The sequence below is a fragment of the Maricaulis sp. genome (assembly GCF_017643475.1).
Taxonomy (GTDB): Bacteria; Pseudomonadota; Alphaproteobacteria; order Caulobacterales; family Maricaulaceae; genus Maricaulis.
Window position 1 is genome coordinate 294,360 of record NZ_JAEPNI010000001.1, and the last position, 10,584, is coordinate 304,943.

Annotated in this window: 12 protein-coding genes; 7 read left to right on the top strand and 5 right to left on the bottom strand. The window is 58.5% G+C overall.

Annotation, left to right across the window (positions count from 1 at the left end; genetic code table 11):
* Position 1 precedes the first annotated feature (1 nt).
* Positions 2–832 carry an SDR family oxidoreductase gene (locus JJ889_RS01450; RefSeq protein ID WP_291890983.1) on the bottom strand — a complete coding sequence of 277 codons (831 nt, stop codon included), beginning with the start codon at positions 830–832 and terminating at the stop codon, positions 2–4.
* Between the two features lie 61 nt (positions 833–893).
* Entirely contained in the window at positions 894–2,228 is a 1,335-nt protein-coding gene (locus tag JJ889_RS01455) for a S9 family peptidase (RefSeq protein ID WP_291890984.1), read from the bottom strand.
* A gap of 83 nt (positions 2,229–2,311) precedes the next feature.
* Here JJ889_RS01455 and JJ889_RS01460 point away from each other — a divergent pair, with 83 nt between their 5' ends.
* From JJ889_RS01460 to JJ889_RS01485, 6 genes are all read left to right on the top strand, one after another.
* A complete protein-coding gene (locus tag JJ889_RS01460; protein ID WP_291890985.1) occupies positions 2,312–2,602 on the top strand; it encodes an autorepressor SdpR family transcription factor in 291 nt (96 codons plus the stop codon).
* Entirely contained in the window at positions 2,599–3,297 is a 699-nt protein-coding gene (locus JJ889_RS01465) for an SdpI family protein (RefSeq protein ID WP_291890986.1), read from the top strand. Before JJ889_RS01460 ends, JJ889_RS01465 begins: the two co-directional genes overlap by 4 nt.
* Before the next feature lie 87 nt (positions 3,298–3,384).
* On the top strand, positions 3,385–4,617 hold the full coding sequence (locus JJ889_RS01470; RefSeq protein ID WP_291890987.1) for an argininosuccinate synthase: 1,233 nt from the start codon (positions 3,385–3,387) through the stop codon (positions 4,615–4,617).
* Between the two features lie 226 nt (positions 4,618–4,843).
* A complete protein-coding gene (locus JJ889_RS01475; protein ID WP_291893135.1) occupies positions 4,844–5,980 on the top strand; it encodes a HAMP domain-containing sensor histidine kinase in 1,137 nt (378 codons plus the stop codon).
* A gap of 12 nt (positions 5,981–5,992) precedes the next feature.
* Complete coding sequence (locus tag JJ889_RS01480) at positions 5,993–6,457, top strand: low molecular weight protein-tyrosine-phosphatase (protein WP_291890988.1); 465 nt, start codon at positions 5,993–5,995, stop codon at positions 6,455–6,457.
* A gap of 52 nt (positions 6,458–6,509) precedes the next feature.
* Positions 6,510–7,340, top strand: coding sequence for an AraC family transcriptional regulator (locus JJ889_RS01485; RefSeq protein WP_291890989.1), 831 nt, complete (start codon positions 6,510–6,512; stop codon positions 7,338–7,340).
* A 300-nt stretch (positions 7,341–7,640) separates the two neighbouring features.
* On the opposite strand, the gene JJ889_RS01490 is transcribed toward JJ889_RS01485, so the two are convergent.
* The gene (locus tag JJ889_RS01490; protein ID WP_291890990.1) at positions 7,641–8,588 is read right to left on the bottom strand and encodes an alpha/beta hydrolase; all 948 of its coding nucleotides are present in this window, start codon (positions 8,586–8,588) and stop codon (positions 7,641–7,643) included.
* An 80-nt stretch (positions 8,589–8,668) separates the two neighbouring features.
* Positions 8,669–9,208 (bottom strand): RNA 2',3'-cyclic phosphodiesterase, encoded by a 540-nt coding sequence (gene thpR, locus JJ889_RS01495; protein WP_291890991.1) that lies wholly within the window; start codon positions 9,206–9,208, stop codon positions 8,669–8,671.
* Positions 9,209–9,375: 167 nt separating this feature from the next.
* On the opposite strand from thpR, the gene JJ889_RS01500 reads away from it, so the two are divergent.
* Positions 9,376–10,134, top strand: coding sequence for a Bax inhibitor-1/YccA family protein (locus JJ889_RS01500; RefSeq protein WP_291890992.1), 759 nt, complete (start codon positions 9,376–9,378; stop codon positions 10,132–10,134).
* Between the two features lie 71 nt (positions 10,135–10,205).
* On the opposite strand, the gene JJ889_RS01505 is transcribed toward JJ889_RS01500, so the two are convergent.
* Positions 10,206–10,496, bottom strand: a complete 291-nt coding sequence (locus tag JJ889_RS01505) for a DUF2794 domain-containing protein (RefSeq protein ID WP_366940045.1) — start codon at positions 10,494–10,496, stop codon at positions 10,206–10,208.
* Positions 10,497–10,584 lie beyond the last annotated feature (88 nt).

A 10,584-nucleotide genomic window follows, 5' to 3' on the forward strand; every position in this document is an offset into this window, starting at 1 on the left:
GTCAGCCTTCCTGTGGAGTGGATTGGGTCGTGTCTTCAGCCGCGCGGAATTTGGACTGGTTCCGATCCATCAGCCACATTGCCATGTGTGTGGGCAGAACCTGCATCAACCCGGTCATGAATTTGTACCAAAGACCGGGAACACAGATCGGTTCATTGCGTTGTACGGCATTGTAGCCGGCCTCCGCGACCTGCTCGGCGCTCAGCCACCAGAACGAGGGCATTTGCGACACCATTGAGCGGGTGCCATTGACGTCGTGAAACTCCGAATATGTGAAGCCAGGGCAGAGCGCGGTGGCATGAATGCCAAACTCCTTGCCTTCAAAATGCAGCGACTGGCTGAATTTGATCAGAGCCGATTTCACGGCTGAGTAAAGCGTATGCCCGCGGCTTCCAGGAGACAGGCCCGCGACCGAGGCGACATTGAGAATGCGCCCAAACCCCCGCTCCTGCATGCCCGGCATCACCCGGTGCACGAGTTCGCAATAGCTGGCGAACATCAGCTGGATGAAGTCCGATTGCTGTTTCCACGTTGTCTGGGTGTAGGTGCCTGACAGACCGAAGCCGGCGTTGTTGATCAGGGCGTCGACATCGCGTTCAGCCGCCCGGAGTGCGTCGATGATCTGTCCTGGGCCAGCCGGGTCAGCCAGATCGGCAGTGATGACATAGGTTTCAATGCCGAACTGTTTCTCAAGCTCTTCGGACAGAGCACGCAGCTTGTCTTCGCGACGCGCCGTCAGCGCCACATCCCAGCCATTAGCGGCATATTCGCGGGCCAGGGCTTTTCCGATACCTGAGGAGGCTCCGGTAACAAGGGCAAGGCGGCGGCTCATATCTCTCTCCCGTATTTCCAGGAAGTTTAAGTGGGGAATGCCGCCCTGCTTGTCCAGTTTCTTATTGGCAAGACATGTCGATCAGGTTTTGGACCTCTTCAACAATTGTAGCCAGCGCCTCTGGCGACATGGCATGAGGTGCCGTGGTGTAGCCGGTTGGCAGACCGCTGGCCTCAAGCTGGAAGAGGTGATTGTGACCCGCCAGCGTGCTCACGCGGGTGGGAAGCGCGCCTCGGGCCGCGATGATACGCTCGGACATGACATTGGCCAGAACCTGCAGGTCTGATCCACCAAACAGTGCGGAGAACAAACCCGGATAGGCCTGCATATAGGGCGCAGGATCCAGGTCGAGCGCGTTCTGGGCATAGGCCTGCCCCCAGATCATGGCCTGCTGTCGCGCGATCTGTTCGGGAAGGCCAGCCTCGATCAAACCCGCTTCGATTGCGGGACCGGCTTCGCCAACTGGTGTGTCGCGCAGGGCCGTCATCACCACATCCTGGACAGCGCGCTGTGCCGCGACATCGGCATCACTGCCGCCACTGGCGCGCACGATCGCTTCGCCCTGCTCGATGAGCGTGTCAGCCATGCTCGCATGCATGCCGGCGAGGCTGAGAATGAAATCCGGCGCGCTCGACCCGGCCGCCATGAAGGCCAGCGAACCACCTTCCGAGTGCCCAATAAAGCCGACACACTGACCGTTGACGTCCGGCTGGAGGCGCAACTCCGTAAGTGCAGCGCCCATGTCGTCAGCGATGTCCTGTGGATGGTGGGGAGTTATAGCTGCGCTGTCGCCGACACCACGGTCATCCAGGCGCAGACTGGCGATGCCGGCATCCGCCAGATGTTCTGCCAGGGTTAGAAATACGCGGTGCTCACCTACCGTCATGTCCCGGTCCTGGGGGCCGGACCCACTGATGAAGACCACGCCCGGGACGGTGTTAGCGCCCTCCGGAAGTCGCAGCGAACCAGCAAGGGTGACCTCACCGTTCAGAACACGGATGTCCCGGTCATTGTCATATCTCGCAGGGGGCGCGTTTGTCTCGGCGGGCTGCGCCATGCGCGCCATGTCGAGTTCGAATGTCTGTCCGACCTGCTCGAATTCTCCATCCAGCTGACTGTTCGGAGTCAGCGTCCCTTCGTAGCGAGCACTTGCTGCGGAGAGTTCGATGATGACGCGGTCGCCTTCGACGGTGACGCTCGTCGCCGGGACACGGGCATTGCCCTGGTCCACCGAAATCAGTTCCCCGCTCCAGCTTCCATCGCTTTCATCGAGAACGATCTCGATGCGCAGCTGGGCCGCACCAACATCTAGCTCGCCGCCCCAGCGGCCTTCCAGTTCCGGATTCAGCGACACGAACAGTATTGCCGCCATGGCCGACGCAGGGAAAATTGTCACGATAACCTCCTGTAGATAGTTCGCAGACTATTTAGGAAAAAGCCAAATTAGGCAATAGGCGAATTTTTTGCTAGAAGCGATTCATGTCTGACGTATTCAAGGCGCTGGCACATCCTGTTCGGCGCCAGGTCCTCAAGGATTTGCGGGGTGGACCCTGCGCTGCCGGCGAACTCGCCGAGCGTTTCCCCGTGTCCAAACCGACCATGTCCGGCCATTTCAACATCTTGAAGGAAGCGGGTTTGATCCTGTCGGAGCGTCACGGCACGACCATCCGCTACCGGCTTAATGTCTCGGTCGCCGATGAGGCGATTGGCTGGCTGATGGAATTGGTCGGCAAGGAAGAGTCCGGAGAAAACAAAGGAGAAAACGAATGATCCGCAAAGGCCTTCTTCTCTCGGCCCCCTTCCTCATCGCGATCTGGGCGATGTCGGTTTATGGCTTCATGAATGTCGAACCGGGCACGGAACTACCGCTGCACTGGGGGCTGGAGGGGCAGCCGGATCGGTTCGGCTCGCCGTTCGAAGCCCTGTTCCTGATGCCGCTTTTCATCACTGGGACGGTGGTGTTGATGGCGGTTCTGCCGATGATCGACCCCCGCGGCAACAATCTCCGCCGCTCTTCACCCGCCTATCTTGTGACCTGGATCGGTGTGCTGGCCCTGGTGACAGCGGTGCATGTCGCTGTCGTACTTGCTGCGACAGGCCAGTTGGCCAATGGAGGCGCTGATGTCATGCCCCAGTTGGTGTCAGGTGGTGTCGGCATCCTCCTGATCGCGATTGGCAATATGCTCGGCAAGGCGCGTCCCAACTGGTTTTTCGGTATTCGCACACCCTGGACTCTGTCCTCGGACCTGGCCTGGGACAAGACGCATCGGGTGACGGGTCGGCTGATGGTGATCGGTGGGTTGGTCATGCTGGCTGCTGTGGTTCTGCTGCCAGTCAAATTTGCTTTCCTGATACTTTTGATTGGCGCCATCGGCCCGGCAGCCTTTGGGATTGTCTATTCCTATATTGTCTGGAAATCCGATCCGGACCGCGAGACACATGCGTCCAGTGACACGGATGAATAGCCGGTTTGCCTGCAGTTTCTTTGCCGGCATGCTTGCGGGAACATCAAGACGGCGTTAGCGAGTGGGAAATCAGTTGAGGAAACGCCCATGTCCGCTTCGCGCCCGATCAAGAAAGTCGTCCTTGCCTATTCCGGTGGTCTGGATACTTCGGTCATCCTGAAATGGCTTCAGGACAAGTATGATGCTGAAGTCGTCACCTTTACAGCCGATCTCGGCCAGGGTGAGGAGTTGGAGCCGGCCCGACAGAAAGCCGAGGCGGCGGGTGTATCCGAGATCTTCATCGAGGACCTCCGCGAGGATTTCGTTCGTGATTATGTCTACCCTATGGTGCGTGCAAACGCCGTATATGAGGGTCTCTATCTCCTTGGGACCTCGATCGCCCGTCCGCTGATATCCAAGCGTCTGGTTGATATTGCCCATGCGACCGGTGCTGATGCCGTTGCACACGGTGCCACGGGCAAGGGTAATGACCAGGTACGCTTCGAGCTTGGCGTCTATGCGTTGGATCCGGACCTCAAGGTCATCGCGCCATGGCGTGAGTGGGACCTGACGTCGCGCACCAAGTTGATCGAATACGCTGAAGCCAATGGCATCGATGTACCAACTGACAAGCGCGGTGAGGCGCCCTTCTCCGTAGATGCCAATCTCTGGCACACTTCTTCGGAGGGCAAGATGCTGGAAGATCCGGCCGAGGAAGCATTCGAGATTGTCTATCAGCGAACAGGGCGTCCGGAAGACGCGCCTGACGAGGCGGAATACATCGCTATCGGATTCAAACGCGGTGACGCGGTGTCGCTGAATGGTGAGGAACTTTCTCCTGCCACCATCCTGACACGCCTGAATGATCTGGGCCGTGTCCACGGTATTGGCCGCCTCGACCTGGTGGAGAACCGTTTTGTTGGCATGAAGTCCCGCGGCATCTACGAGACCCCGGGCGGCACGATCCTGATGGCAGCTCATCGCGGGATCGAGCAGATCACCATGGACCGTGGCGCAGCCCATCTGAAGGATGAATTGATGCCGCGTTACGCCAAGCTTCTCTATGAGGGATTCTGGTTCTCGCCGGAGCGCGAAATGCTGCAGGCGGCAATTGATGCCAGCCAGGAATTTGTCGATGGCGAGGTGCGTGTGAAACTCTTCAAGGGTCGCGCGGATGTGGTCGGGCGCAGCTCTGAGAACTCCTTGTATTCACTCGAACACGTCACGTTCGAAGAAGATGATGTTTACGATCAGAAGGATGCCGAGGGTTTCATTCGCCTGAACGCGCTTCGCTTGCAGCTGCTTGCACGCAGAAAACGCAAACTTGGCGTAAATAGCTGAAATTCCAGTGCTATAGAACAGCATCGCCCCCAATTTCCCGGCCGATGATCCGATTTAATATCGGTTATGAAAAATTCATTTGGCGGATCAGTGCTTTACTTCGAGACCTTTGCTCGCAAACCTGAATTGGGATGCTTGGATTGGTTAAGCCCGTGTTTACGCTGCTTGGGCATTGTGCGCGGGCCATTGGGGGCACCCTAAAGGGTAGGCGATGATCTTGGACTCAGTGCTCGTAACGAGCGTCCTAGATTTATTCTATATCGCTGTGACAATCATCGCGATTGTCTCGCTGGTCCGTTATGCCCAAAATTCTCGCATCGCCAACATCTCCATGGAGATCAATCTCCTGTGTGCGGGCTTGGGTGTATGGACGATTTTTCACGCCATTGATTTCTTCTGGCTGCTTGTGGGTCCGGCCTTCTCCTCCCCCGAGGCAATCGCGGCCTTCTCGCGGCTTATGCACTCCGATGTGCGCCTGTTTACTGATGTCGCGGCGACCGCACTGCTGGTGGTCGGATTCCTGCGCTTGTTGTCGCGGTTCGGACAGTCCTTCAGCGATATGCGGCGAGATGCCGAGGAAATGGCCGACGAGCTGGGTAGCAACCGCGAAGTCGGTGACCAGCTGGCTGCGGCTGAACAGATCCAGCGAGATGCGGCGAAGTCCAAGACTGACTTCCTGGTTGCCATCAGCCATGAATTGCGTACCCCTCTCAACGGGATCATCGGCCTGGGCAATTTGCTGGCCAATACGGACTTGACGGACGAGCAGGGCAAGCTGTTGTCCACACTTGAACAATCCGCCCAGGCGATGCTGACCCGCATCAGTGATGTTCTCGATCTTGCACGCCTGCAAAGTGGCCAGAGGGAATTGCGAACCGTCGCCTTCAACCCGTGTGACCTGGCGACGAGCGTCCAGGCCCTGTTTACGCCGTTCGCGACCCGGAAGGGGCTGAAATTCGAGACGCGCTGTGGGGAAAACGCCAATCGCGATGTGATCAGTGATCAGATGTTGGTGAAACAGGCCCTGACCAATATCGTCTCGAACGCGATCAAGTATACGCCGTCCGGTGAAGTGACCATCGAAACCACCGTCCGTTCTGCCGGTTCAGAGCGGCTCTGGCTGGAATTCGTGGTTGATGACACCGGTGTCGGGTTGGACGGGGAGTTGCTCGAACTCCTGGTTGACAGTGAGCGTCCGATCAATGAGTCCGAGTTCGGAGTAGGCCTGGCGATCTGCTGGCGCATCGCCAGGCTGATGGAGGGGTATGTCCGGATCGAGGGCAAGCCAACCGGTGGCACCCGGGCGACGCTGTGCCTGCAGGTCCAGCGCGAACCTAAGCCGGAAGATCATGAAGACGTCTGAGACCGGCGAGACATGACCCGTATCCTGTTTCTGTGCACCGGGAATATCTGTCGGTCGCCGCTGGCGGATGGATATGCGCGATATCGCGTTCAGGCTCTTGGACTGGACTGGCATATCGATTCCGCTGGAACCGGGGCCTGGCATGTCGGCGAGGCACCTGACCCGAGGGCGAGGGCTGTTGCATATCGACGAGGTTATCCGATCGATAGTCTACGGGCACGTCAACTGGACGCTGCTGACCATTTCGAGTTCGACTACATAATCGCGCTCGATCGCAGTCATCTGGACCACCTGCAGCGATATCGCCCGCAGGATGGCGTCGCCGAGAACACTCTCCTGCTGAGCTGGAGCAATTTGGCTCACGAGGATGTTGCGGATCCCTATTATGATGATGACGCTGCGTTCGAGCTCACCGCCGATGAAATCGAGGCGGGTGTCGACGCGCTCATTGCCGCGCTGCAAACTCGCGCCAGCTGATCTGACAGCGATTTAAGATGACCCCGGTTCCATTGCTTTCTAGACAGACGGCATGGAGATCGTGCGTATCAGCGAGGCGACCGGCAAGACAAACCGGCGAAACTCACCGGCAGCCGTGTTTTCAAGAGTGTCGAGCGGTGGGATGAGGCTCGCCTCCAGCCTTGGCTCTATCAAGCTTGTACTGCAGGGGCGGGAAATCTACCGCCATCGCGACCAGCAAATTGCTGTCGAAGCCGGCCAGATGTTGCTGGTGCGCCCGGACATGGAGTTGAGCTGTGAGGTCGACGCAGCGCATCCCACGCGTGGGCTCTGTCTATATGTAGATGAGGACAAGTCTCGGGCCATCAGCGCGCCCTATGTTCGTACGCGGGCGCCTGCCGCCTATATGGAAACTGCGCTCGAGCTCTTTAACCGGTCAGATAGCAAAAGCCTGACGGGGCTGGACGGCCAGGATAGTCTGGAAACCTTGCAGGAGCAGGGTGTTTCGATTGCCGGCGCGATGTCAGAGCATTTCCTCCGCCTTGGACTGGAGCGTGAACTGGCGCGTTCGGCCCTGCTCTGCCGTCTCGAACTGGCCCGGGCTTTTCTGGAGGATTGCGTAGAGGGCAGTCTGGATATCGACCGGCTTTGCCGCGAAACCGGTATGTCCAAATTCCACTTCATGCGAAGCTTCAAGGCTGCGTATGGCACCTCTCCCAAGCGCTATTGGACCAGTACGCGCTTGCTTGCTGCCATGGATGTCGCGCGCGAGATTTCCGAACCGCTCGAAGATGTTGCCCTGCGTCTCGGGTATTCGGACCGATCGAGTTTTGCCCGGGCATTTCGGCGCCATATCGGCCAGACGCCTGCGCAATTCATGCGCGCGACTGCGCGTCTTCACTGATTGCCGACCCCGTAAAGTATGACGGTACCGGCCTTCCTCTCTCGGGTGCGAGGAAAGACCGGCACCGCCGCCCAAAGTCATCGAGGGGGGTCTCAGGGCAAGCTCGGCGCGACTGAGGCATTTGTCCTCGCCAACGTCAGGCGGGAGAGATCAATCCGGGAACAGTGCGGCAGGTTGACCGGATCGATCGACGTGGAGCCGGTGTGCCGGCGCCACGATCTGGGTGAAGGGGATTTCGCCGCTGCCGTCTGTTCGACGTGCTCACTTTCCGTCACAGACAGGCAGCGGCGAGGTCACCGATCAGTTTCTCAAGGTCTGATCAATGAAGGAAACCATGGCATCACGTGCGGCGCTGGAGGCTTCCGCATCGGCAAGCTGGAAGAATAGCGAGTTGTGCGTCTCCTCGGAGAAATAGACAAAGTCGATCACGTCATTGGATGGGTGTTCCTCGACAATGCCTTCGAAATGCTGCGTGTAGATCGCGCTTTCACCTTCCGAGATGATGAGTGTGGGCGTGTCATAGCCGTCCAGATAGGAGGCAGGAGAGGCGGCTGCGTGTCCTTCGCTTGGACCAAAAACGCCAAGCACATGGCCGACAGCCACCTCTTCGCCCAATCCTTCCCGGATCAGCTCGTAGTAGTTTTCGATGTCATAGGCACCGGCGACCGGAATGGCGCCGCGCACGGTGTTGCCGTCCAGACCCTGTTCTGCAAGGTAACTCTCATCCATGGCCAGCAATGCCGAGAGATGTCCGCCAGCCGAATAGCCGGAGACGAACAGGGCGTCGCGGTCGAGGCCGTGATCTGCGCCATTATTCCACAGCCAGGCAAAGGCGCGGGCGACATCGCGGATATGTTCGGGGTGCTGGATACCTTCGTCCGGCAGGCGCTCTGACATCCAGCGGCCGGGAGACAGGCGATAGGACATGACGGCCACGGCGATGCCCTGGTCTGCCAGACCCTGGGCCAGGGTCATTTCACGGGATCTGTCGCCAGCTGCCCAGGCGCCACCATGGATCCACAGGACCGTTGCGCGAGGTGTGCCCTCGGCCGGCAAGACAAGATTGAGCCGGTGTCTGCGATCATCGAAATCGGCGCCGTCATAATAGGCAAGGTCCATCACGGTGCGGGTATGCGCGCTCTCGTCCTGGGCAAGTTCATGGGCCAGTGCCAGCGGGGCATTGGCGCAGCTCAGGACCAGCGAGCTCGCAAAAACACCCGCAATCAGTTTTTCGGCAGACAATTTCATCAAGCACACTCTTTCTGCAGCACATCCAGAATGAGGACACGATAAAAGCCGCCTCGGATCTATGACCGAAATTGCTCGGTTCAGCCGAGCGGGTAGTCGGCGATGGGCTCGTAGATATTGGCTTCGCCCTTGCGGGGGTGGCTTTTGTACAGCGAGAAATACTGCGCCATCAGCGGGCCGGAGCGATAATCGAGCGTGCGATCGACAAAGCTGCGTAGCCGGTCAACGGGCGTGTTGTGCAGATAGGCCATGGTCACGTGCGGTTTGAAATGGCGGGTTTCCGCCTTCAGACCGGCCCGGCGCGCTGCACGTTCGCAGGCGGAGTTCAGCTCCATCAGCGGTTCGCTAGCATCCACGCTCATCCACAATGTGTGTGGATCGGACTTGCCGAACCAGTTGGCTGTTCCAAGCTCGTAGGCGAATTGCGGCAGCATGAACGCGGAGAGCTCCGCATCCAGGTCTTCCAGCTGGCGCTCATCGACATCGCCGAAAAAGCGCAGGGTGATGTGGAAATTCTCCAGCGGTCGCCAGCGGGCGCCGGGGACACCTTTGTGCAGGCGTTTCAGCTCTCGGGCGGTATCGCGCTCGATGGGAAGGGCGGCAAACAGGCGAAGCGACATGAGGCCGGATTAGGCCAATCGCCAAGTCATAGCAATGATTTTCGAAGGGTCTTTCTCCTCAGAGGGGGACGCGAGCGGTTCCCATCCCTCCTTGCCATTTGCGTCCAAAACGACAATATTCCCCGCAAAGCGCTGTGTGCGCCCTCAGCTATTGTGAGACGTAAACAATGAACGATTTTTCCCGCACTTATGGCAGTGCTCCGTCGATGGACATGTCGGTTGATGCCGGCCTCCGCAGCTTCATGCTCGGCGTGTACAACAAGATGGGTCTGGGGCTGATTGTCTCGGCGCTCATTGCATATAGCGTCGGCACATTTGCGCCGCTGACCCAGCTGGTGTTTGGCACCCCGCTTTTCTACGTGGTTCAGTGGGGACCGATTGTCCTGCTCCTCGGCAGCAATTTCCTGATGCGCAATCCCTCGCCTGCAGCGTCCGGTTTTCTCTACTGGGCTGTCGTATCCCTCATTGGTGCTTCGCTCAGCTTCTGGGTTATTCTTGCGACGAGCGGCCAGTCGGTGGACACGCTCCGCGGTTCGCTGAATGTTGACTGGGGCACGATTGCGCAGGCCTTCTTCATCACCTCGAGTGCCTTCCTCGCGCTGTCAGTGTTTGGCTACACGACCAAGCGGAACCTCATGCCGATGGGGACGTTCATCTTCATGGCAGTCTGGGGTGCGCTTGCCCTGGGTATCATGAATGCGTTCTTCTTCCAGTCCGGCATGCTGGAACTGGCACTGCAATTCGGCGTTCTGTTGCTGATGGCTGGTCTCACGGCGTTCCAGACTCAGGCTCTGAAGGTCACCTATCACGAGATTGCCGGTGACACGCGCTCAATGGCTGTCATGACCAATTTCGGTGCGTTGAACCTCTATCTCGCATTCGTGAATATGTTCCAGATCATCCTGTCGCTGCTCGGCCGTGAATAGGATCAGCTCCACCTGAACAGAAAACCTCCGGCCAGGCGGCCGGGGGTTTTTCTTTGTTTGTATGAGAAAGCCTAGTCGACGACCGAGAAGCGCTTCTTGTCGAACACCCGCAGAACCTGTTTGAGGTCCTGGCCGCGCTTGAGGATCTGGCCGGTCATCGAGACGACCTTGTACTGGCCCTGTTTCTGGGCATCGCCCGGGGTTTTAACAACCGTGTACATGGGCATTTCACTGGCTCGCCGGAAGATCGAGAACACGGCACAATCCTTCAGCCCGTCAATGGCGTAGTCCTTCCATTCGCCCTGGGCGACAAAGCGGCCATAGACTTTCAGGATCTCGTCGAGTTCGCGACGATGCCACATGACGCCAATTGGCGCAGACTTCCCGGCTTGCGAGCTTTCAAACACACATTTTCTCCTGACAGCTGAGTAACACATACTAGCTTACAAA

Bases quoted from the DNA above. Each gene is read 5' to 3' on its own strand.
- JJ889_RS01470 (WP_291890987.1), top strand. From the start codon at position 3,385: ATGTCCGCTTCGCGCCCGATCAAGAAAGTCGTCCTTGCCTATTCCGGT.
- JJ889_RS01465 (WP_291890986.1), top strand. From the start codon at position 2,599: ATGATCCGCAAAGGCCTTCTTCTCTCGGCCCCCTTCCTCATCGCGATC.
- JJ889_RS01460 (WP_291890985.1), top strand. From the start codon at position 2,312: ATGTCTGACGTATTCAAGGCGCTGGCACATCCTGTTCGGCGCCAGGTC.
- JJ889_RS01480 (WP_291890988.1), top strand. From the start codon at position 5,993: ATGACCCGTATCCTGTTTCTGTGCACCGGGAATATCTGTCGGTCGCCG.
- JJ889_RS01505 (WP_366940045.1), bottom strand. From the start codon at position 10,496: ATGTGGCATCGTCGCGAACTCGACGAGATCCTGAAAGTCTATGGCCGC.
- JJ889_RS01450 (WP_291890983.1), bottom strand. From the start codon at position 832: ATGAGCCGCCGCCTTGCCCTTGTTACCGGAGCCTCCTCAGGTATCGGA.
- JJ889_RS01500 (WP_291890992.1), top strand. From the start codon at position 9,376: ATGAACGATTTTTCCCGCACTTATGGCAGTGCTCCGTCGATGGACATG.
- JJ889_RS01490 (WP_291890990.1), bottom strand. From the start codon at position 8,588: ATGAAATTGTCTGCCGAAAAACTGATTGCGGGTGTTTTTGCGAGCTCG.
- JJ889_RS01485 (WP_291890989.1), top strand. From the start codon at position 6,510: ATGGAGATCGTGCGTATCAGCGAGGCGACCGGCAAGACAAACCGGCGA.
- thpR (WP_291890991.1), bottom strand. From the start codon at position 9,208: ATGTCGCTTCGCCTGTTTGCCGCCCTTCCCATCGAGCGCGATACCGCC.